Genomic DNA, 21,918 nt, shown 5'->3' with positions numbered 1-21,918 from the left:
GTACGGGCCGCAAGCGCTTCCGGCCATGGAAGACCATTGCGAAAACATGTATAATCGTACACAAAGACGCGCTGACAGGGGGAACGAACGGCAATGGCCTACATGAACATTCCCTACGGGCTCGACGATCCTTTCGACCTGCCCGATTTCCGTTTCAAGATGATCTGGAAGGTGCACGCGGACGACGGCTACCAGGCGGCGCAGCCGAAAGGCTTTCCGTATCCCGGCATCTTCGTGACGTTCGAAGGAGGAGGCCGCTTCGAATCCGGGGGCGTCTCGCGCGGGCTGGAAGCCGGCACGTACATGATCGTCCGTCCGGGCGAGCCTTGCGCCTACCGCTGCGAAGGCGGCGACTGGAAATTCTACTTCCTCCACTTCGATCCGCTCGACATGGCGCTTCAGCTGGAACTCGCCGTCGGAGAGCCGGCGACCACCGCCAAGCTGCCGGAAGCGTCCCTGCTGTGCGAGCGCCTGATCGACTGCCTCATCGTCCATCCGGTCGGCTACGGCTTCACCGCGCAGCATGCGGCGCAGGAGCTGCTGCTCGTTCTGGCGCGCGAACAGGCGGCGAACGCCGAGAGCCGTCATCCCGAGCTGGACGGGATCCTGTTCCGCATGCATCAGCGGATCGGCGAACCGCCGCCGATCGACGATTTCGTGCGGCGCAGCGGCCTGTCGCGCACCGCGTTCTTCGCGCGCTTCCGTGCCCGCACCGGCATGTCGCCCGCCCGGTACATGCAGGAGCTGCGGCTTGCGTCCGCCAAAGCGGCGCTGGAGACGACGAACGCCGCCGTGAAAGAAATCGCGGCGGCGCTCGGGTTCTATGACGAATTCCATTTCTCCAAACTGTTCAAGCAGCGCTACGGTGCGGCGCCCCGCGACTATCGCCGCGGGCGGTAGTCCTCGCGGCAGTTGAGCCGTCATAAGCGGTTCAGCGGCGGTTCAACGGCGAATGGGCGCTCCCTATCCGGGCGCGGCGCTTAGCCCAAGCCGTCCGCGTCCGCCGTCGCCCGCACGGCGATCGGCGGCAAGCCCCGTTCCAGCTCCGCCCGGTTCGGCTCGAACCAGGCCGGCAGCATCAGCTTCCGCCCCAGCTCGCCGGACGGCTCGTCCCGCGCGAAGCCCGGGGGATCCGTGGCGATTTCGAAGAGGATGCCGCCTTCGTCGCGAACATACACCGCTTTGAAATACTGCCGGTCCTTGATCTCCGTCGGCTTCAGGCCGAAGCCGATGATCCGCTCCCGCCAGAGCGCAAGCGCGCCCTCGTCCGGCGCGCGGAACGCGATATGGTGCACCGTGCCGACGCCGCCCTTCCCCCATTCGAGGTTCGAGAGCGGCAGATCGATTACGCCGCCGATCGCCGACGACGACCGGTACCTCGCGTATTCGCCGTTCTCGTCCGTTTTATCGAGGCCGAGAATCGTCTCGAGCACGGCGGCGGTCCGGGCGTGATCCCGGCTGAACAGCACCGCGCCGCCGAAGCCCTTGATGCCCCGGCCGGCCGGTATGCCCGCGTACGCGGCGCTCCGCTCGGCGCCTTCCTCCCGCTCGATCAGCTCCATCCGCAGTCCCTCGGCGTTCGCGAAGCGCACGTACGTTTCGCCGAATCTCGCTTCCCTTTCGGTCGCGACGCCGCGGTCCGACAAGCGCTCCTCCCAGTAGCCCGCGGTTCCCGGCGGCACGACGAACGTCGTCACCCCGACCTGTCCCCCGCCGACTTGTCCGACGCGCGCGCGGGCGGAAGGGAAGAACGTAATGACCGTGCCGGGCGAGCCCGCTTCGTCGCCGAAATAGAGATGATACGTATCGGTCGCGTCGAAATTGACCGTCTGCTTGACGAGCCGGAGCCCCAGCACGCCTGTATAAAAGTCCACGGTCGCCTGCGGGTCTCGCGAGAACGCCGTTATGTGGTGAATGCCTGCCGTCCGATCGGTCATGTTGATCGCTCCTTATTTCGCTTCTAATCGTCCTCATTGTTCACTGCCTCTTCGTCTGTGCCTCTTCGTCTGTGCCTTTTCATTCGCGCTTCTTCGTTCTTGCTTCTTCGTTCGTACGTCTTCAATCCGCCTGCTTCCGCTCGCCTGCTTATCCTAGGTCCGTTCTTCTCCATGCTGGCACGCCGGCGCGTTCCTTGTCAAGCATCCCCGTATAAGCGAAAGACCGCCGCGCCGGTCCGCGGCGCTGCGAAGCGCAAAAAAGCGCCCCACTCGGGGCGCTTGGCGTTTCGGCCGATCGGATATCGGGCATGCCGCGCCCCCGGAGACGTCTAGGTTACGGCTTTCCAGTCTTCGCACGTGCGGATGATCCGCGCGACGGCCTCCATCTGGATCGGCTTGCTGATGTATTCGTCCATGCCTGCCGCGATATAGCGTTCCCGGTCGCCCTTCAAGGCATGCGCCGTGACGGCCACGATGTAAGGCCGTTCGTGCCCCGCCAGCATGTCCTTGATGTGCTTGGTCGCCTGGATGCCGTCCATAAGCGGCATTTGGATGTCCATGAAAATAATGTCGTACGGCATCCGCTTCACCGCTTCGATCGCGTCGGCGCCGTTCGAGACGACGGTGGAGTTGTAGCCGAGCTTCTCCATCATCTTCTTCAGCACCATCTGGTTCACTTCGTTGTCTTCGGCGATCAGGATGCGCAGCGAATTGTCGGACGGCGATTCCTTCGTGTCTTCCTCCGCCGCTTGCTGCGCAGGATTCACGAGGAGCCCGAATTTTCCCGTGAACACGAAGGTCGACCCCGGCTGGTCGCCGTTAGCCTCGTGCCAGATCTCGCCTTCGATCAGATGGACGAGCTTCTTGCAGATGGCCAGCCCGAGTCCGGTACCCTCGAACTGCCGCGTCATGAAATAATCCGCCTGGTAGAACGGATCGAACAGATGGGGCACCTTGTCCGGCGGCACGCCGAGTCCGGTATCGCGGATGGAGAAGCGCAGCCGGACGCGGTCTCTCTCCATGCCGTCGCACTTGACGTGAACGGCGATCGCGCCGTTCGGCGTGAATTTGATCGCGTTGCTGAGCAGATTCATCAACACCTGCCTCAGCTTGGTCACGTCCCCCATCAGCATCGGAGGCACGTCCGGCTCGATGGACGTCCGCAGATCGAGGTTCTTCTCGAGCGTTTTCGGCAAAATGACGTTCAGCGTATCCGACAGCGTCGTCCGGACGTTGAACGGTTCCTCCACGATCTCGGACTTGCCCGATTCGATTTTGGAGAAATCGAGAATATCGTTGATGATCGCGAGCAGCGTCGCCCCGCTCTTCTTGATGATCTGGACGTACTCGTTTTGCTCGTCGTCCAGCGTCGTCTGAAGAATCAGATCCGTCATGCCGATGACGCCGTTCATGGGCGTGCGGATTTCGTGGCTCATCATGGCCAGGAAATCGCTCTTCGCCCGGTTCGTCTTCTCCGCCGCTTCCTTCTCGATAATGAGCCGCTTCTGCTCCGTCATGTCCTTCGCGATCAGATAGAAGCCGACGTTCTTGCCGTGAATGATGATCGGCGCGATCGTCGCCAGCACCTCCACTTCGTGGCCGCTCTTATGGCGCACGTGGGTGATGCCGTTCTCGGCCGCCGCGTAATCCTCCAGCGCAGACAGCACGTTGCGCAGATTCCGCTCCCCCATCAAGTTGGCGATGCTCGTCCCGATCAGGTCCGGAATGCGGTAACCGGTCAGCTGCTCGGTCATGTTGTTGCCGTTGATGATCTTGCCGTCCAGCGAGAACGAGACGATGGCGTCGTGGTTGTATTTTTTGAGCGACGTGTAGCGCTCGATGCTCTCCTGCAGCTTCAATTCCGTCGCCTTGCTGGCCGTGATGTCCAACACCTGCGCGATATAATAGAGCGGTTGGCCGTCCTCCTCGGAACGCGCCAGCGAGATGTGCAGGGACGTCCAGATGGTGCCGCCGCCTCGATGGGCGAACGGCTTCTCGATTTCGATCGTGTGGCGCTTTCCTTCGACCAGCTCCTGCATCAGGCGCGCGTTGACGCCGGCATCGTCCGCATAGATGAAGTCCGCCGCGGGCAGACTGAGCAATTCTTCTTCCGAGATGCCGAAGATGTGGCAGACGGCCGCATTCACGCTGATCCAATTGCCCTCGATCGACACGACCGCGATGCCGATGGGCGCGTGCTTAAAGGCGTGTTCAAATACCGATTGCTGGCCGACCACGTCCAATTCCTGCATGAAGCCTACCTCCCGACGAGCCGCATGGTACCCGTTCATTCTTGGGGGAGCTCCCCGATGCCGCGCCGGACGGATGCTTTTTGCCCCTTGAATAACTAAACGTATCGCGCGGAATCGAAACAGCTAGCTGCCGCTTTCGGCGATAAATTTTTGTAAAAACGCGTTGCGGAACTTGCCCTCCGGGTCGCAGGCCGCCGCCAGGCGCCGAAACTCGGGCAGCTTCGCGTACAGCGTGCGAAGGCGCTCCGGCGCCATCGTGAACAGCTTGCCCCAGTGCGGACGGGCCCCGAACGGCGCGAGGCGCTCCTCGATGACCGGCAGCAGCCGGCGGACGGCTTCCCATTCCGGCTTCCACGTGAAATGGATGCCCACCGCGTCCTGCCCGTAACTCGGGCTCAGCCACAGACCGTCGGCCGCGACGCTGCGCACCTCGGTCACGTAGAGCAGCGGCGCGATCGACTCGCGCAGCTCCGCGACGGCGCTCAGCGCCTCGTAGGCTTGCGCCCGCGGCACGAAAAATTCGCTCTGCAGCTCCTCGCCCGCGCTCGGCGTGAACGCCATCCGGAAATGCGGCAGGCGGTCATGCCACGGTCCCGGTTCGCCGAGCTGCGCGCTGCAGTTCTCCGCGGAGAAGCCCGGCACCGGATGAAGCGGCGATGCAGCCGGGGTCGCGCCGGCCCGTTCCGCGGCCGAAGGACCGTCCGCCGACTCGCCCGCTTCGCGCTTGACCCACACCTGATTGAAGCCCGCCTGCTTCCAATCCGTGAACAGGCTGACGCTGTACGCGCTCGACATGACGTCGTCGAAACGCGTCTCGAGCGCCGCGAGCGGCAAATGCTCGTAGACGGTCTGGGCGACGTCGAACGCCGGCACGAGGTCCAGCGTCAGCGTCGCGACGACGCCGAGCGCGCCAAGCCCGACGACCGCGCCGTGAAAGTCGCCCGTCGCGTCGTCCCGGGAGAACGAGACCAGCTCGCCGTCCGCCCGGACGAGCTCGAGCCCCGCCACGGCCGTGGCCAGGTTCCCGTTCCGGACGCCGGAGCCGTGCGTCGCCGTCGCGACGGCGCCCGCGACCGTAATATGCGGAAGCGACGCCAAATTATGCAGCGCGAAGCCGTTGTCGTGCAAATAGCCGCACAGGTCGCCGTAACGGATCCCGCCTTCGACCGTAACCCGGCGGCGTTCACGGTCGAGCGCGACGACGCGGTTCAGCTTCTGCAGCGAAATATGGGTTCCTTCCGTGTCGGCGAGGTCGTTGAACGAATGGCGCGTGCCGAGCGCCTTGACCGTGCTGCCGGCAGCCGTCAATTCCTGCAGCTGCGCGACCGATTCGGGATACTGAACGTTCGAGGCGGCGTACGCGAGGTTGCCGGCCCAATTGCGATGCTGTTCCATTGATTCATTCCTCCATGCGAGCGCGAATGTTGGTGATGCTGACGCATACCGTCGTTTCCGGTTGCCTTCATACACTTCGCGAACGGCGCGCGATTCCCTCCCGGGGGCGCGGCGCCGCGGCAAACAAAAAAGAGCGAAGGCCCGCCGCGGCCTCCGCGCGCTATAGGCGACCAGCGCCCCCCGGCCCCGCGTCGTGAATGGCGCCGCGGCTCCCGGCCGGCCGTTTGCCGTCGCGCGGATCCGCGGACGCAAAAAAAGCCGCCATGCGGAACAAGGCGGCTTTGCGGCTCCCTCGTGCGTCCTGGACCTTGATAGCGCAACATGCCCCGCCCGAACGCGGCGGCATGACAGTTCCGCCCCTTTCGGAAGCGGCCCCAGCCGGGACGGCCAGCACGCCTCCGCGGCTTCGGCGACGATGCCTTTCCGGCGGAATCGGCAGCCTTGCCGGGCTTCCTCCGGCGTACTCTTCATCATCGCGACCTCTACCTCGCCCAGGCGGACGAGGATTTTAGTATTTAATCATGCGAACAATTCAGGATGTTAATGAGTTGACGAAGCACTAGCAATGGTGCTTTATGAAAAGGCCGCGGCCGCCGGCGCTAGTATAAGATCGCGTTTCGTGGCCACGCTACGTTCAGTTCTATCCATGCCAAGAGTTGGGAGGCCGTTTGGCCGTTTCGGGGAAGGAGCGCTGCCGGCATGAAGCCGTCCGAACAGTTCACCGTCGATTCGCTCGACCAGCTGCTCTCGATCGCCGGCAAATCCTGCGACTTCTCCCGGATCGGCGCGGAGGCCGGTCCCAACCGCCTGACGCTTAGCTTCTACCCGTTCTTGACGGACGCCGGGGAGCTGCACGACAACCTGCTGCCCGCCCTGCAGCGCATCGAAGCGCCCGTCCGCGCGTGGCCGGATCTCGCCAAATGGCTGCCGTACGACGACGTCGCGCCCGAGAAGGAGCCAGCCCGAACTCTGGGGCTGCATGCGCATTCTTCGCGCGTCGACGCCTCTGTCCGGGCGGCCGTCGCTCTGGCTCGCGGCGGCCTTCGTCTTCGCCGTGGTCGCCTGGCCCGAGGACGCCGCGGCCGTCGAACTGCTCAAAGCATCGGCGCAAGCCGCCGGGAGCGCGCTGCTGTACGGTTACGTTCCTCTGCTCGCGCTGGGGGTGTTCGCGCATAACCTGCTCCGCAAACCGGTCTCCGGCGAAGCCGCCTGAGCCGGTCGCGGCAAAGCGCAAAAGCGGCCGTCCCTTCGGCAGGGACGGCCGCTTGCGCGTGCCTGGAAGACCATCGCGCGCGAACGTGACGGCCCTCGTTTATTCAATCCGCGAGCAGCGAAACCTGTTCCCAGGCCGCGGCCTCTTCGATCCGCTTGCCGAGCTGGTCCCGGATGCCGAACGTCGCCGTCGAACCGACCGGGAAATGTTCCGGCGGATTCTCGCTGTTGATCATCGCGATGATCGCTTCGACCGCTTTGCTTTGTTCGCCCTTGCGCACCGCCGCGTAGCTCCTGTCGAACGCTTCGTAGACCGGGGCGTATTCCGGCAGCCGGTCGGCCTGCTTCATGGATCCGCCCATGAATTCCGTCTTGAAAATGCCCGGCTCGACGATCGTCGTGCGGATGCCGAACGGCGCGAGTTCGGCCGCCATGGCCTTCGAGAAGCCTTCGACCGCGAATTTGGACGCGGCGTAAAGGCTGAAAGCGGGAATCGCCCACACCCCGAAGACCGAGGAGAGATTCACATAGTGGCCCGATCCCTGCCGCTTGAACACGGGCAGCGTTTCTCGGATGACGTCAAGCATGCCGAACACGTTGACGTCGAACTGCCGGCGGATCTGCTCGTCCGTATATTCCTCCAGCATGCCGAAGAGTCCGTAGCCGGCGTTGTTGACGACGATGTCGATACGGCCGAAACGTTCGACCGCTTCCCGGACCGCGGCTTGAATTTGCGCCTTGTCCGTAACGTCGAGCGCGGCGATGTGAACGTTGTCCGGCGATGCGGCCTGCAGATCGGCGATGTCGTCCAGGTTGCGCGCGGTCGCGACGATTTTGTCGCCGGTACCGCTCAGCCGCTCCACGAATTGGCGGCCGAAGCCCGAAGACGTACCCGTAATAAACCATACTTTGCTCATCGTAAACCTCCGGAAATGAAAGAATGTTTGGCGCGGTGAAGCCGGAAATCGACTGGCGAACGAATCAGAGAACAAGAACAAACAAGCGGGCGAATATTAAAAAGACAGACCGTTCATTTTTATTTAACCATTCGGATCAACCGTTGTCAACGTCTATTTCGCGATGCAGGCCGTTTCGCCGTTCCCTTCGACGGCGGGCGAACGGCAGACGGCGCACGGACGCGCTCCGCCGCTGCCTCGATCGTTGACGGATCGCGGCCGGTTCTCTATAATAGCATCCATATTGCCTTATTCATCCAGGAAGGCCGGTGAAGGAATTGCCGCTCGGGTCGTACGAAGACATCATAGAAGGGCTCCTCGCCAAATCGGGCAGCCGCGCCGCGGTCGCGGTCGAGGACCGTTTCCCCGGAGGCCGGTTGATCGGCGGCAAATACGCCATGCGCAGCCACGCCGTCACGCTGTACCGCGGCGTGATCGCCGAACAGTGCATGCAGCTGTTCGGTTCGGCTGAAAGGCTGCGGGAGTACGCGGCCGTCATTCTGGCCCACGAGCTCGGCCATGCGGAAGACGGCGAGCTGCCCGCGCTCGTCGACTTGCTGGAGCGCGGAACCACGGAGCGCGAGCGTCTGGAGACCGCGCTGCGGATCGAAGAGAACGCCTGGCGGTACGCGGAGGCGCTGCTGCCGGAGCTCGACGGCGCGTTCTTCGGCGCGATCGTCGCGGAATCGCTCCGCCCCTACCGGGAGGCGCTCATGGACCAGTCCGCCTGAGCCGCGCCGAACCTAAAAAAAAGCGAGCAGCCGTCACGTGCGGCTGCTCGCTTCTTGTTTAGGGGTGAATTATGGAATCGCATGAAACTTTATGAACTTAAACATCGCGTTAACTCGAGCATGACCTGCGTCGGACTCCGCGCCCAGCCGCTCCGTTTCGCAGCTGCCTGAACGGGCCTATTCCCTGTCCCGTTGCCTGGCCCTCGCCTCGCCGCCCAGCCTCCCGGCTTCCTCGCGGCTCATTTTGCCGTCGTCCCTTCGCTCGTCGCCCCTGGACTTGCCGCCCTTGGCGCCGATCTCCTGGTAGAATTCCCTGTCGTGTGTCCTCGCGGTCGCTTCTCCACCCATTCGTCCTGCTTCTTCACGGCTCATCTTGCCATCATGCTGTGCCATTACGAATCACTCCTTCAGGTTGATCGCTTGCGAGCAACATCCGCTCACATGTTCTATTTACCCTTGTCCGGGCGAGATAAACCCTTCATCCCGAAAACAGGACCAAAGTCCCGCACTGCAAGCGCAAGGGCAAAAACAGAAAACCCGCCGATCGTTCGGCGGGTTTCCGTCTAGCTTACAGATGCCGCAAGAGCTCGTCGACGAAGCGTTCCAAGCCGTTGCGGTCCGTCTCGTCGAAGCGCTCGAGCTCCGGACTGTCGATATCGAGGACGCCGAGCAGTTCGCCGTTCTTGACGATCGGCACGACGATTTCGGATTGCGAGGCCGCGTCGCACGCGATATGCCCGGGGAATTCGTGCACGTTCGGGACGAGCACCGTTTGCCGCTCGCCCGCCGCTTTCCCGCAAACGCCGCGGTTCAGTTGGATGCGGACGCAGGCCGGCAGCCCTTGGAACGGCCCGAGCACGAGCTCGCCGTCGCGATGGAGATAGAACCCCACCCAGTTGATGCGGTCCAGAAATTGATTGAGCAGCGCCGAAGCGTTGGACAGGTTGGCGATCCGGTCGGGTTCGCCCTCCAGCAGCGCCTGCAGCTGACGGATCACGAGGTCGTACTGCTCCTCCCGCGATCCATCGTATCGTTCGGTATGAAACATAGGATGGCTCTCCTTATATGGCGAATGGGAATGCCCGTTCATTGTAGCTCACAATCCGCGTCGGATCAACAGGCGCCGCCTTCCGTCCCGCCCTTGGACAGGCTAGAAAAAACGACGGGGAACTCACATATTTCGACTCCCGCGGAGGGAAGCCTAGCATCAAAACCAAGGTTAAGGGGGCGCAATCGGTGACGACGGAGCAAGAGAGCGCCTTTCGCAAGACCGTCCGAATGCTGAAGGATACGACCGATGCGATGTCCGACTACTGGACCTCCTATTCCAACTTGGGAACTTGGCAGTTCTGGCTGCTGCTCGTGCTTCTGATCGTGCCGCTGATCGTGCTGTGCGCGTATCTCGATCGCTCCAAGGCGCTGCTGATCGGCTTCTACGGATTGAACGTCCATGCGTGGTTCCACTATAGCGACCTCGCCACGACGACGCACGGCTTAACGAATTATCCTTACAAATTCATGCCGTTTCTCCCCGTGGGCTTGGCGCTCGACACGTCCATCGTGCCGGTGACCTACATGCTGCTCTATCAATGGACGGTAAACCGAGGCAAAAGTTACTACCTGTACGCCGTCCTCATGTCCGCGCTGTTCGCGTTCGTCGTCAAGCCGGTCATGGTGTCCGCCGATCTGTTCGCCATCCTGAACGGCATGAACTACGTCTACTTGTTCCTGCTGTACGTCGCCGTCGTCGTCGTCGCGAAGCTGATCACGGACTTGTTCGTGTACGCGCAAAAACGCGGCCGCGCCGACGAACGCGACGTGCGCCGCGCGCGCTTCGGCCGGTTCGGCGGCCGGGAGAAAGCGAAGTAGGCGGCATCGCGATGCGGCCGGTCGCGGAGCCTCTCGCGCCGACTCGATTGCTTGCATCGGGCAATCGGGGCAGGCGACGTATTCGCGTCTCCCTCTAATGAAAACGAACGGTCTGTCTTTAACCGTTGACTTGCCGCGGTCCCGGGCTTACAATGTTGGCAAACGCGCAAGCACGGAGGGAATCGCATGCGAAAGGGCGAACGAACGAAGCAGCACGTCATCGAAACGACGTCCCTGCTGCTGAACAAGCGGGGCTACCTGTCTACCCCGCTGTCGGAAATCACGGAAGCGACGGGGCTGCAGAAGGGCGGGCTGTACAATCATTTCCGCGACAAGGAAGAGCTGTCGCTCGAATCGTTCGGCCACAACTGCCGCGCCGTCGAGGCGATCATCCGGGATCGGCTGAACGCCGCGCCTCCCGGCTCCGTCGAACGGCTGATGACGTACATCGAGGCGTACTGCCTGATGGATTATCCCGGCGGCTGCCCGATCGCGAACGTGGTGATCGAGGCCGAAGCCGTCTCCGAACCGCTGTTCGGCCGCGCGAAAGCGGCGATGGACGACATCCTCGGGTTCATCGAAGCGACGATCGCGGACGGCGTCGCGAGCGGAGAGATGCAGCCCGGGATCGAGCCGCGCGAAGCGGCGCTGTTCCTCTTCTCCGCCGTCGAGGGCGGCATCCTGCTCCGCAAGCTCTACCCGGATGCGATGGATTCCGTGCTTGACCGGATCAGACGTTTTATCGATACGGAACTGAGCGCCGTTCCGCGCGCCTGACCTCCCCAAAAGTCAACCCCCGACCGCCGCGTCGGGGGGTTTTGATTTGTCCGGATTCGGCGATCCCGTTCGTTCGTACGCATTCGAATCCCAAGATTGGCAGACCGCCAGCGTAATTCCGCGTTGTCGGTTGCCGCTTATTGCGAAAAATTAAATTGCGAAAAATATAATTGACGAAAGCCTAATACGGCGTTATACTCAGAAGCGTCGCATAAACATCGTGCACAATTTAATTTTGGAAAACACGATGAAAGGGAGATCGCATATGTCCATCTACGATTACCAAGCAACGACCGCGCGCGGCGAAACGAAATCGCTTCGCGAATATGAAGGCAACGTACTGCTTATCGTCAACACGGCGAGCAACTGCATGTTTACGTCTCAATATAAAGAATTACAGGCGCTCTACGCCAAATACAAGGATGCCGGCCTCGTCGTGCTGGGTTTCCCGACCAACCAGTTCGGCAGCGGCGAGAAAGGCTCGAACGAGGAGGTCGAATCCTTCTGCGAAATCAACTTCGGCGTCTCCTTCCCGCTGTTCGGGAAGATCGACGTCAACGGCGACGACGCTCATCCGTTGTTCCGGCATCTGAAGGAAGCCGCGCCCGGCGTGCTCGGCTCCAAATCGATCAAATGGAACTTCACCAAGTTCCTCGTCGACCGCCGCGGCAAGGTGCTGAAACGGTTCGGCTCCGCCGAGAAGCCGTCCCAGATGGAGAAGGACGTCGCGGCCCTTCTGTAAAGCCGCCCTGCGCGGATAGGATCGGACAAGAGACCGGGTCAAGCACGGGCCGAACCGAATAGGCGAATTGAAGCCGGATCAGAATGGACGCATCAGCTTGGACGGATAGGAAAGGCCACCTTCATCATCTCCCTAAGTATAGCCGCATAAATAGGGAGCAGCCGCGCAGAATCTTCTGCAGGCTGCTCCTTATTTGCGCTTACTCCCGCCTTGCGAGCTCATGCGCGTCCCGCAGCAGCGCGCGCGCCGAGTTCAACAGCTCGAAATATCGTTCTTCGGTCTTGCACAGCTCGGTAAACAAGTCCTTGGACACGTCCTTGATTCGTTCGCTTAGCGCCAGCCCTTGTTCCGATAATCCGACCTCGACCTTCCGCTCGTCGCCTTGCGAACGTCTCCGGTAAATCAGCCCCGCTTCCTGAAGCCGCTTCAGCAGCGGCGTCAGCGTGCCGGAATCGAGCAGCAGCTTCTCGCCGATGTCCGTGACGCTGCTCTCTCCGTGCTGGCGGAGCATGACCATGACCAAGTACTGCGGATAGGTCAAGCCGACCTTCTCCAGCGTTGGCCGGTACAGCCGCGTGAGCTCCCGGGATGCCGCGTAGACGGCGAAGCACAGCATCTCGTCGATGCCGAACGCCCCTTCGTTATCCGCCATGACCCTCCACTCCTTCCCGTGTAACCGCCTCGTGCCACCTAGTATAACGCCCTATTTAATTTTACACAATCCATTCGGCCTTTAACCGTTGACGGCCATATTTTAGATGAATCGCTTTACAAAGCAGAGCAGCCGGCGTATCATGGCGCGCATACCCAATCAACCAAACATCCTACGTTTGATTTATCGCGCAATATAGGATTGCGATTGCGTGCGTTACGAAAGGAGACGCCATTTTGTTGAACAAAGTTACCCGCACCTCGCTCGCCGACCAGACGTACGCCGAGATGGAGCGGATGATCGAATCGGGCACGTGGCTGCTTGGCAGCCGCATTCCGAGCGAGACCGCGCTGATGGAGCAGCTCGGGGTCAGCCGCAATACGCTGCGCGAAGCCGTCCGCGCCATGGTCCACGTCGGCCTGCTGGAGACGAAGCAGGGCGACGGCACCTTCGTCGTGGCGACGAGCGAGCTGAACGCGATCTTGCGGAAGCGGATCCGCCATTCGACGGTGCTGGAAACGATGGAGGTCCGTCACGCCCTCGACCGCCAGGCCGTCGCGCTCGCGTGCCTGAACCGGACGGACGAGGATCTCGCCGAGCTCCGCCGGTGCCGCGATCTCTGCACGGCTTCGTTCCGGGAGCAGAGCCTGGAACGGTTCGTCAAAGCGGACTGGCAGCTCCACCGGGCGATCGTCGCGTCCGCGCATAACGCGTTGATGGCCGATATTTACGCCAACCTGTTCGAAGAGATCCAGCTGTCCATCGCGAGCTCGACGGAGTTCGGCAGCGATTCCCTCGTCGGCCATCCCGGTCTGCTGGAGGCGATCGAAGCGCGGAACGCCGGCCGGGCCGTCGCCGAAGTCGACGCCTACATCGCCGTGAACAAAAGCCTGGTTCGGGATTTGACCCGGTCGGCCGACGTCTCGGCTGCCGAGAACGATTAATGAATTGCCCGCTTCAAAAATAACCGGCATGGAGTGTTGATCATCATGAACCAACGAACCTATCCTGCGGCGCTCTTGGACGCGGACGCGCAGCCGCGCCGGAGTGCCGCCCTGCTGCTCGCCGGCATCCTCTTGATCGCCGCGAATTTGCGCACGCCGATTACGTCGCTCAGTCCGCTGATCGAACGGATCCGGCAGGATATGCCGATCTCGGGCACTTTTGCCGGCATGCTGACCGCGCTGCCGCTGCTCGCGTTCGCCGCCCTCTCCCCGTTCGTGCCGCGCCTCGCGGCCAGGTTCGGCATGGAGGCCATGCTGTTCGGCGCGCTGCTCGCCATGCTGGCGGGCGGTCTGGCCCGAGAAGGCGGCAGCGCCTTCGCCCTTGCGGCCGGAACGGTCATCGCCGGTCTCGGCATCGCCGCCGGCAACGTCATGCTGCCCGCGCTGATCAAGCGGGAATTCCCGCTGCGGATCGGCCTCATGACCGGCCTCTATTCGATCGCGATGAACGTCTTCGCCGCCACGGCGTCGGCCGTCAGCGTGCCGATCGCGGACGGCACGGCGCTGGGCTGGCGCGGCACCTTCCTGACGATCGCGGCGGTCACCCTGATCGCCGCCGCCTTCTGGATCCCGCAGCTGAAGCATAACGCCAAGGTCGTCCGCGTTTCCGGCAACCCGGCCCGCGAGCGCCGTTCCGTCTGGCGCTCGCGGCTGGCCTGGCAGATCACGCTCTTCATGGGGCTGCAGTCGCTCATATTCTACGTCTTCGTCGCCTGGCTGCCGGGCATGCTGCAGGATCAAGGCATGACCGACTCGCAGGCCGGATACATGCTGTCGCTGCTGCAGATCGGCTTGATTCCGTTCGCGTTCCTCGTGCCGATCGCGGCCGCGCGCCTGTCGAGCCAGCTCGGGCTGCTCGTCCTGACGTGCGGCTTCTACTTCGCCGGCTTCGCGGGCCTGACGCTCGCGAACGGCGGGCTCGCGATGACCGCCGCGCCGGTCATCGCGCTCGGCATCGCCGGCGGCACCTCGTTCAGCCTGGCGATGATGTTCTTCGGCCTCCGGACGCGAACCGCGCGGGAAGCGTCCGAAATCTCGGGCATGGCGCAAGCGGTCGGCTATCTGCTCGCGGCCGTCGGCCCGTTCCTGTTCGGACTCCTGCACGACGCCGTCCGCAACTGGACCGTGCCCATGCTGCTGCTCGCGTTCGCGGCCGCCGCGCTGCTGCTCGCGGGGATGGCGCCTTCCCGAGGCGGCCGGTTCGTGTTCGCGGATGAAGAGACGCCGGAACCGCAGCCGGATGCGCATCCGCGGCGTTAACCCGCGCAACGCCGAAAAAGCCCGCTTCCGCGGGCTTTTTTCGTTAATGCTCCGTACGCTTCCGTCCGGATGACCCGTCTTCGCTTCCGATTAATCCTTCCCTTCGGCGGCGCAGCGCCAGATCGTCTCCGGCGTGAGCGGCAGCCGGTTCAGCTCGACGCCCGCCGCGACCGACAGCGCGTTCGCCAGCGCGGCGGGCATCCCGATCGTGCCGTGCTCCGAAATGCCGCGCGCGCCGTACGGACCATCCGCGTACGGCGTCTCCACGAAAGCGGCCACGTATTCCGGCGTCTCGCCGTAACGGATGACCTTATAGGCGCGCAGCTGCGGATTCAGCACGACGCCGTTCGGGTCGTACTGGAAGCTCTCCCGCGTGGCGAAGCTGAGCCCCATGCTCATGCCGCCCGTCACTTGCCCGCGCGCCGTCCCCTCGTTGATGACCTTGCCCGCGTCGATAACCGAGATGGCCTTAAGAAGCCGGTACGTGCAGTCGCGGGTGTCGTACTCCACTTCGACGGCTTCGGCGCCGACCGTCCATTGCTCGCCCGGAACGCCTCTGCCCGTCTCGGGGTCGATCGTGGTCAGCCCGTGTACCCGGTAACGCCCGCGGCCCAGGACAGGCTCTCCGATGGCGCTGCCGTTCGCGTCCATATACCCGCTCATGAGCGAGGCGAAGCTGAGCTTCTTCTCGGGATCCGCGCGGACGAACACGAAGCCGTCGTCGTAGTCGAGCTCGCCCTCCGGCACGCCCAGGACGAGCGAAGCGTTGCGCTTGAGCTGGCCGGCTGCGTCGTCCGCCGCGTCCAGCACCGCGCGGCCTTGCTGCGGTTCAGGGGCGCTTGGGTCGGCGTCGTATCGCCCGGCAAGATCGCGTTGCGCGCGCGCAGCTCGAGCGGATCGAGCCCGAGCTTCTTCGCGAGCAGATCCATCGTCCGTTCGATGCAGAAGTGGTTCTCCAGATGGCCGAAGCCCCGGAACGCCGTCGCGTACGGATGATTCGTATAGACGGCGAGCGCGTCGCAATGCACGTTGTCGATCCGGTACGGTCCGGTGCAGTCGACCGCCGCCGATTGCACGACGATCGTCCCGTTGTCGGCGTAGCCGCCGTTGTCGAACAGCAGCGTGAATTCCGCCGCCGTCAGCTTGCCGTCGCGCGTCGCCCCGAGCTTCACCCGCGCTTCCAGGCCGATATGGCACGGAGCGCTGACGATGTCCGTTTCGCGCGTGTTGTTGATCTTGACGGGACGCCCGCCGCTGGCGAGCGAGGCGAGATACGCGACGTACTCCAGGAACACGGAACCTTTCCCGCCGAATCCGCCGCCGACGAGCGGGGCGTGGACGATGACCTTCGCTTGGTCGGCACCGAAGAAGCGGTTGAACAGCCGCTTCAGGATGAACGGGTCCTGCGTCGACGTGGTCACCTCGATCATGCCGTCCGGCATCGCCTCGACGATGGAGCAGCGCGGCTCCATCGCGGCATGGTCGGAGGTGTCGAAGGCGTAGCTCCCTTCGACCGTCACTTCGCCGGCGGCCCAGCCGGCTTCCATGTCGCCTTTGCGAATACGGACCCGATTGCAGATATTCGTGCCCGGCACGGGCTGAGCGCCGCCGAACGTCCGGTACGCACCCAAATCTTCATGGATGAGCCGCGCGTCCGGCTTCAGCGCCTCGCTCGGCGACTGCACGACGGGCAGCGGCTCCAGCTCGAGCCGGATCAGCGACGCGGCGTGCTTGGCCAGCCGTTCCGTCTCCGCGACGACGACCGCGACCGGCTCGCCGAAATAACGGACCTTGCCGAAGGCGATCGGCGGCCGGTCCGCCAAAAAATTGCCGGTCAGCACGGGGTAATCCTCGCCCGTCACGACGGCATGTACGCCGCTCAGCGCGCGCGCCGCCGCGCAGTCGATCGCGACGATCCGGGCATGGGCGTACGGGCTCGTCACGAGCCAGCCGTGCAGCTGATCGGGCGATTGGCAATCGTTCGCGTATCTGGCGAGTCCGGACACTTTCTCCCGCGATTCGACGCGCGGTACGGCTTTGCCGACGGTTTCCATCGTTCCACGCTTCCCTTCATGCCGGCACGCGGCGGCGCGGCGCCGGTCGGACCGCGCGCCGCGCTTGCTTTTTCTACCATCGTATGGCGCCGGGCCGTTGTCCTATGCGCCGACGCGAAGAAGCCTTTCGCCATAAGGCGGAAGGCTTCTAGCCGTCGCAGGATGCGCGCTCGGCTAATCGTGTCTGCTGGTATCGGCAACCATGCAAATGAGGGCATTGTTCGCGGTTACGGCTGCCGGGATAGCGTTTGCCCCTTGGCGAGCGGGAGGATGCCGGACTTCGTCGGGTCGTCGAACGAGACGCCTGCGACGGCGCTGCCCGACGCGTCGGTCGCCGAGATGCCGTACGGCGCGGCGGCCGTCCTCGGGAGCACGGCGAACCAGATCCGCCGTCCTTCGCGGCCGTACGGGACGATCTTCGCCGCATAGTCGCCGCCGTCCGGTCCGCCGATCGTAACCGTCACGTTCGCGATGTCCGGCGACAGGAGCTGGCCGAATAGGATCGCCGGCGCGGGAAGGCCCTTCGCGGTCGGCAAGCTCATATAATCCGCCTTTCGGCTGTCGACGCCGGCGCCCGAGAACCCGTACTGCCCGCCCGTCACCCATTTCCAGCCCAGCCACGACTTGCGGACATATTCGACGCCGAAGGTGACTTGGCCGGGCTTCGTGCTCCAATTGACGAATAAGAGCGCTCCGCCGTTCACGTTTTCCCGATGCACCACCTCCATGGTCGAAATGTCCCGGACCTTCCGCGCCGCTTCCTCCGGCGTCCGCTCGAGCGGAATATGCGCGGTGCCCTGAAGGCCCGCCGCGCGCGAGTACCGCCAATCCGCGATGCCGCCCGGCATGTCGTACGCGTAAGCAAGCGCGAACACGAACAGCGCGAACACGAGTGCCGCGCCGGTCCAGAGCAGTCCTCCCCGCCGGACCGCCGCTCTCGGCCGTTCCGCCGCGGCCGTCTGCCGCCGGATCTCGGCGATGCGCCATTCCGGCGGATTGCGCTTCTCCGCGATCGGAGCGGCCTGCCGCAGCCGGGCAAGCCATGGATCGCCAGCAGCCGTATCCTCCCGATTACGTTCCGTCGTCATGCGCAGTCGCCTCCTTCATTCGTTTCGCCAGCTTCGCCCTGGCGCGGTGCAGCCGCGACTTGACCGTGCCCTCGCCGACGCCGAGCACCTCCGCCAGATCGGCGTACGTCAGCCCGTAATGCGCGTGGAGAATGAGCATTTCCCGATGCGCCCGCGGCAAGTCCAGCACGGCCGCCCAGACGTCGTCCGTCCGCCGTTCGTCCCAATACTCCGCTTCCGCCGACGGCGCGCGGCGCGCATCCGGCGGCTGCCCCGCGAGCACGACCCGGCGGAGAAACGCCGATTTGCGAAAATTGAACGCCGTGTTGCGGGCGATCTTGAACAGCCAGCTCTTCACCGGACATTGGCCGCGGAACGCGTCGATCGCCCGAAACGCCCGGATGAACGTCTCCTGCGCGATGTCCTCCGCCAAATGCTCGTTCCGTACGAGAAAATACGCGTACTGCCAGACGTCATGCCAATAATGCCGGACGAGCGCGTCGATTTCGGGCGGGTTCAGCCGCGTGACATGCCTCAGATAATCGTCCTCCACTTTGCCGCCCTCCCTTTTCGTAGACTAGACAACGCCAAAGCTCGAATGTTCCCTTGCCTGCGCAAAAAAAACCGCCGAACGCAAAAAGAGCCACAATCGCTGTGGCTCTCCCGGCTGAACCGGCCGTCACGGACGCATGGCCTGCCCGATCGCCCGCCGCTCGACCGACACGGTCTCCGCGCCGTGCGCGCGGGCGAATGCCTCCAGCGCCCGGTCGACGTTCCGCCTCAACTTCGCGGTATACCGGATCTCCGGCTCGATGTGCAGCAGCTCGACCGTCAGATGCTTCCGCTTGGCGTCCAGGCGCGGATCCATCCGGCCGATCAGACGGTCCCCGGCCAGGATCGGCATCGCGTAATAGCCGTACGTTCGTTTGACCGCGGGCGTGTAGATCTCCCACCGGTATGCAAACCCGAACAAATCCTCGAGCCGTTTCCGGCTCCACAGCAAGTTGTCGAGCGGCGGCAGGAAGCGCACCGGTCCCTCGTCCTCGCGCAGCCCTTCCTCCGCCTCCCGGTGCCGTTCGAGCAGCTCCGCATCCTCGGTCAGAATGAAGTACGGCTGCTTCAAGCCGTCGACCTCGACGGGCGCGGCCTCGCCCGCCCGCACGTACCGCTCCAGCTCCTCCCGGCGCTGGCTTGCGCCGAACCGCTGCCAGCCGAATCGCGCATCGCTCGGCTCGAATACCCGGTACGCGCGGAAGTATTTCCGCAGCATCCGGTCGGACGCCTCCTCCGGCCCGATCGCCTCCGCTTCCCGCAGCATGTCCTCCGGAACGCTTCGGCTCGATACGTCGAACAGCCGCTGGTTCCCTTCCCGGCCGACGATGCGAATGAACGAGGCGTCCATCAGCAGATTGAGCGCGTGCGACGTCGCCTTCGTCTTGGCGGCGGCGTTGTCCCAGTAGCCGTGCACGCGCTCCTCGGATTCGAACGCTTTCGCCGGGAGCGGCCCTTCGGCTTCCAGCTTGCGGAGCACGTCGTCGACGACGGAGCGGAGCCCTTCGATCTCGTCCCGCGTGCGCGCCCGCATCCGCTGCCGGACCGGCTCGAACATCGCGTAATCCTTCATCGGTATGATGCAAGCGGCGTTCGCGAAATATTCGAAGGCTTCATTGTCCCGCAGCAGTCCGTTCAGCACGCGCGGCTCGTAGCCGGCGATCCGGGCGGCGAGCGCCAAATGCTGGTTCGGGCGCACGGCGGCCACCGGATCGATCTGCACGCATTCGAGCGCTTCCAGCGCGACGGCGACGTGCCGGCGCAGCGCCGCCGCGGAACGGGCGCGCTTCTCCGGCGGGCCGAGCAGCAGCTGGCGTTCCAGAAGCAGGCGCCGCAGCGCACGCTTCGTCGTTCGTATCGGTTTCACCCGTCTTCCTCCTCGCCTCGTCCGAATTTCCGTTATCTCCCAGTATACACGTTCAGGGGGCCGTTCGCACCGCGTTCGTTCTTTTTCCCGCGCCCCGTCTCACGACGATTCGCCCGCGCCGGATCCTTCCGCCCCGTTCGCTTCCACCGCGATATGCCCGAACGCCTCGAAATCGAAAAGCCCCCGGTCGGTCAGCTTGAGCGAGGGGATGACCGGCAGCGTCAGGAACGACAGGGTCAGGAACGGATCGAAGTCGCCCGGCGCGCCGATGTCGGCCAACGCCCGCTTCAGCGCCCGCAGCCCGGCGTAGACCTCGTCATGCGGCCGGTCGGACATCAAGCCGGCGATAGGCAGCGGCAGCGATGCCGTCACGCGCCCGTCCGCGACGACGGCAAGCCCGCCGCCGCAGGCCGCTAGATGCGCGATGGCAGCCAGCATGTCTTCGTCCGAGGCGCCGACGACGACGAGATTATGCGAGTCGTGCGAGACGGTCGAGGCGAGCGCGCCTTTGCGCAGCTTGAAGCCTTTGACGATCGCCAGCCCGATATTGCCGGTCGCATGATGCCGCTCGACGACGGCCAGCTTGAGCAGATCCTTCGCGACGGAAGGCGCGAACCGCCCGCCCCGCACGTCGACCGTTTCAATCAGTCGGCGCGTGACGATCTGGTTCGGCACGACGCCGATGACGTTGCAGCGCGCGCCGTTCAGCGGCAGCTCCAGATCCTTCGGCGCGACGGGCTTCACGCGCAGCGCCGCGACGGACGTCGGCCGGTCGCCGGAAGGGCCGGCATCCGGAAGCGGAAAGGCTTCTTCCCGCAAGACATCCCGTTCCGCGACCTGCACCCCGTCCTTGTACACGGCCCGGATCCGGACTTCCTCAAGGTCGTCCAGCAGGAGCAAATCGGCCGCGTAGCCCGGCGCGACGGCGCCTCTGCCGCGCAGCCCGAAGCATTCCGCCGCGTTGATCGTCGCCATCTGGATCGCCGTGACCGGATCGAGGCCCGAACGGATCGCCAGCCGGACGATATGGTCCACGCTGCCCTCCTCGATCAGGTCGACCGGCAGCTTGTCGTCGGTGACGAACAAGCATCTCCGCGCGTTTCGCGGCGTGACGGCCGGAAGCAGCGCGCCGAGGTTTTTGGCGACCGTCCCTTCCCGGATCATGAGGTAGAAGCCCAGCTCCAGCCGGTCCCGCGCTTCGTCCGCGGTGACGCATTCGTGGTCCGTGAGGATGCCCGCCGCCGCGTAGACGTTCAAGCTTTCGCGGCCGATGCCCGCCGCGTGGCCGTCGATATGCCGCCCGGCCGCGCCCGCGAGCTTGCCCAGCATCCCCGGCTCCGCGCCGGCGACGGCCGGGAAATTCATTACCTCTGCGAGACCGAGCACCTTCGGATGCGCGTAATAAGGCGCCAGCCGCTCCGCTTCGAGCCGGGCGCCGTTCGTCTCGAACGGCGTCGCCGGCACGCAGGACGGCAGCAGCACGAAGATGTCGAGCGGCAGCCCTTCGGCGCTGCGCAGCATGTAGTCGAGCCCGTCCGTGCCCGCGACGTTGGCGATCTCGTGCGGATCGGTGACGGCGGCGGTCACGCCGTGCCGGAGCAGCACCTTCGCGAATTCGCGCGGCGTCAGCATCGAGCTCTCGATGTGGACATGGCCGTCGATGAACCCGGGCACGATATGGCGGCCGCCCGCGTCGACGGTTTCCTTCCCCGCGTACGCGCCGATGCCGGCGATGCGGCCGTCCGCGATGGCCACGTCGCCTTCCGTGACCGTGCCGGCAAAGACGTTGACGATCTTGCCGTTCTTGATGACGAGATCGGCCGGCTCGCGCTTCGCCGCGACCTCGATGAGGCGTTGCAATCGGTTCGTTTGTTCCATATCGGATTCACCCTGCCTTAACGATAAGTATTTGTAAATCCCGAACCCGTTAACAGCCGCGAACGCAAAAAATCCCGACTACAAAGAAGCATGGCTGCGCTTTTTGTAATCAGGATTTTACGGTTCCTGGTAGAGACCCTCGGCCCGTATCGCCGAAGTTATACGTTCGGGTATGGAGTTGACCGCTTCATCATAATACGCCGGCGCCGGACGA

General features: G+C 64.0%; 20 protein-coding genes, 1 pseudogene and 2 riboswitches. Of the genes and pseudogenes, 8 read left to right on the top strand and 13 right to left on the bottom strand.

Annotated elements, in window-relative coordinates; translation table 11 throughout:
* The first annotated feature begins 93 nt into the window (after positions 1 to 93).
* Positions 94 to 900, top strand: coding sequence for an AraC family transcriptional regulator (locus tag BMZ79_RS03170; RefSeq protein WP_090636449.1), 807 nt, complete (start codon positions 94 to 96; stop codon positions 898 to 900).
* An 80-nt stretch (positions 901 to 980) separates the two neighbouring features.
* Here BMZ79_RS03170 and BMZ79_RS03165 read toward each other — a convergent pair whose 3' ends face one another.
* The 3 genes from BMZ79_RS03165 to BMZ79_RS03155 all read right to left on the bottom strand — a co-directional run bounded on the left by BMZ79_RS03165 (position 981) and on the right by BMZ79_RS03155 (position 5,584).
* On the bottom strand, positions 981 to 1,937 hold the full coding sequence (locus tag BMZ79_RS03165) for a ring-cleaving dioxygenase (RefSeq protein WP_090636447.1): 957 nt from the start codon (positions 1,935 to 1,937) through the stop codon (positions 981 to 983).
* A 329-nt stretch (positions 1,938 to 2,266) separates the two neighbouring features.
* Positions 2,267 to 4,189, bottom strand: a complete 1,923-nt coding sequence (locus BMZ79_RS03160; RefSeq protein WP_090636446.1) for a PAS domain S-box protein — start codon at positions 4,187 to 4,189, stop codon at positions 2,267 to 2,269.
* Between the two features lie 123 nt (positions 4,190 to 4,312).
* Positions 4,313 to 5,584 (bottom strand): FAD-binding protein, encoded by a 1,272-nt coding sequence (locus BMZ79_RS03155; protein WP_090636444.1) that lies wholly within the window; start codon positions 5,582 to 5,584, stop codon positions 4,313 to 4,315.
* 304 nt (positions 5,585 to 5,888) lie between these two features.
* Positions 5,889 to 6,077: riboswitch (Lysine riboswitch) on the bottom strand.
* Positions 6,078 to 6,283: 206 nt separating this feature from the next.
* On the opposite strand from BMZ79_RS03155, the gene BMZ79_RS33510 reads away from it, so the two are divergent.
* Entirely contained in the window at positions 6,284 to 6,760 is a 477-nt protein-coding gene (locus BMZ79_RS33510) for a hypothetical protein (RefSeq protein ID WP_143088876.1), read from the top strand.
* Positions 6,761 to 6,900: 140 nt separating this feature from the next.
* Here the strand turns inward: BMZ79_RS33510 and BMZ79_RS03135 are convergent, their stop codons facing one another.
* Positions 6,901 to 7,713: an SDR family NAD(P)-dependent oxidoreductase gene (locus BMZ79_RS03135; RefSeq protein ID WP_090636438.1), complete on the bottom strand. Its 813-nt coding sequence runs from the start codon at positions 7,711 to 7,713 to the stop codon at positions 6,901 to 6,903.
* Between the two features lie 308 nt (positions 7,714 to 8,021).
* Here BMZ79_RS03135 and BMZ79_RS03130 point away from each other — a divergent pair, with 308 nt between their 5' ends.
* Positions 8,022 to 8,483 (top strand): hypothetical protein, encoded by a 462-nt coding sequence (locus BMZ79_RS03130; RefSeq protein WP_256252525.1) that lies wholly within the window; start codon positions 8,022 to 8,024, stop codon positions 8,481 to 8,483.
* Between the two features lie 177 nt (positions 8,484 to 8,660).
* Here the strand turns inward: BMZ79_RS03130 and BMZ79_RS03125 are convergent, their stop codons facing one another.
* Complete coding sequence (locus tag BMZ79_RS03125; RefSeq protein WP_090636436.1) at positions 8,661 to 8,876, bottom strand: KGG domain-containing protein; 216 nt, start codon at positions 8,874 to 8,876, stop codon at positions 8,661 to 8,663.
* Between the two features lie 175 nt (positions 8,877 to 9,051).
* Positions 9,052 to 9,531 (bottom strand): GAF domain-containing protein, encoded by a 480-nt coding sequence (locus BMZ79_RS03120; protein ID WP_090636434.1) that lies wholly within the window; start codon positions 9,529 to 9,531, stop codon positions 9,052 to 9,054.
* A 188-nt stretch (positions 9,532 to 9,719) separates the two neighbouring features.
* Between BMZ79_RS03120 and BMZ79_RS03115 the strand changes: the two genes are divergently transcribed.
* From BMZ79_RS03115 to BMZ79_RS03105, 3 genes are all read left to right on the top strand, one after another.
* Positions 9,720 to 10,352, top strand: coding sequence for a hypothetical protein (locus tag BMZ79_RS03115; RefSeq protein ID WP_256252524.1), 633 nt, complete (start codon positions 9,720 to 9,722; stop codon positions 10,350 to 10,352).
* Between the two features lie 186 nt (positions 10,353 to 10,538).
* Complete coding sequence (locus tag BMZ79_RS03110; protein ID WP_090636432.1) at positions 10,539 to 11,129, top strand: TetR/AcrR family transcriptional regulator; 591 nt, start codon at positions 10,539 to 10,541, stop codon at positions 11,127 to 11,129.
* 265 nt (positions 11,130 to 11,394) lie between these two features.
* Positions 11,395 to 11,871, top strand: a complete 477-nt coding sequence (locus BMZ79_RS03105) for a glutathione peroxidase (protein WP_090636431.1) — start codon at positions 11,395 to 11,397, stop codon at positions 11,869 to 11,871.
* Between the two features lie 199 nt (positions 11,872 to 12,070).
* On the opposite strand, the gene BMZ79_RS03100 is transcribed toward BMZ79_RS03105, so the two are convergent.
* Positions 12,071 to 12,523, bottom strand: a complete 453-nt coding sequence (locus BMZ79_RS03100; RefSeq protein ID WP_090636429.1) for a MarR family winged helix-turn-helix transcriptional regulator — start codon at positions 12,521 to 12,523, stop codon at positions 12,071 to 12,073.
* 236 nt (positions 12,524 to 12,759) lie between these two features.
* Here BMZ79_RS03100 and BMZ79_RS03095 point away from each other — a divergent pair, with 236 nt between their 5' ends.
* Entirely contained in the window at positions 12,760 to 13,467 is a 708-nt protein-coding gene (locus BMZ79_RS03095; protein ID WP_090636427.1) for a FadR/GntR family transcriptional regulator, read from the top strand.
* A 45-nt stretch (positions 13,468 to 13,512) separates the two neighbouring features.
* Positions 13,513 to 14,787: a CynX/NimT family MFS transporter gene (locus tag BMZ79_RS03090; RefSeq protein ID WP_090636426.1), complete on the top strand. Its 1,275-nt coding sequence runs from the start codon at positions 13,513 to 13,515 to the stop codon at positions 14,785 to 14,787.
* A gap of 90 nt (positions 14,788 to 14,877) precedes the next feature.
* Here BMZ79_RS03090 and BMZ79_RS35550 read toward each other — a convergent pair whose 3' ends face one another.
* From BMZ79_RS35550 to ade, 6 genes and pseudogenes are all read right to left on the bottom strand, one after another.
* Complete coding sequence (locus BMZ79_RS35550) at positions 14,878 to 15,597, bottom strand: molybdopterin cofactor-binding domain-containing protein (protein ID WP_371263620.1); 720 nt, start codon at positions 15,595 to 15,597, stop codon at positions 14,878 to 14,880.
* Positions 15,598 to 15,716: 119 nt separating this feature from the next.
* Positions 15,717 to 16,841, bottom strand: a pseudogene (locus tag BMZ79_RS35545) (xanthine dehydrogenase family protein molybdopterin-binding subunit); the annotation flags it as partial.
* Between the two features lie 227 nt (positions 16,842 to 17,068).
* Positions 17,069 to 17,929 carry a hypothetical protein gene (locus tag BMZ79_RS03080; RefSeq protein WP_090636424.1) on the bottom strand — a complete coding sequence of 287 codons (861 nt, stop codon included), beginning with the start codon at positions 17,927 to 17,929 and terminating at the stop codon, positions 17,069 to 17,071.
* Entirely contained in the window at positions 17,913 to 18,461 is a 549-nt protein-coding gene (locus tag BMZ79_RS03075) for an RNA polymerase sigma factor (protein WP_090636422.1), read from the bottom strand. Before BMZ79_RS03075 ends, BMZ79_RS03080 begins: the two co-directional genes overlap by 17 nt.
* A 126-nt stretch (positions 18,462 to 18,587) precedes the next feature.
* Positions 18,588 to 19,826, bottom strand: a complete 1,239-nt coding sequence (locus BMZ79_RS03070) for a DNA glycosylase AlkZ-like family protein (RefSeq protein WP_090636420.1) — start codon at positions 19,824 to 19,826, stop codon at positions 18,588 to 18,590.
* Between the two features lie 99 nt (positions 19,827 to 19,925).
* Entirely contained in the window at positions 19,926 to 21,704 is a 1,779-nt protein-coding gene (gene ade / locus BMZ79_RS03065; RefSeq protein WP_090636418.1) for an adenine deaminase, read from the bottom strand.
* A gap of 105 nt (positions 21,705 to 21,809) precedes the next feature.
* A riboswitch (purine riboswitch) is annotated at positions 21,810 to 21,868 on the bottom strand.
* Between the last annotated feature and the right edge of the window lie 50 nt (positions 21,869 to 21,918).

Source organism: Paenibacillus sp. UNC496MF, assembly GCF_900113915.1.
Taxonomy (GTDB): Bacteria; Bacillota; Bacilli; order Paenibacillales; family Paenibacillaceae; genus Paenibacillus_Z; species Paenibacillus_Z artemisiicola.
The sequence above is the reverse complement of the archived record's forward strand: the minus strand, read 5'-3'. Positions and strand labels throughout refer to the sequence as shown.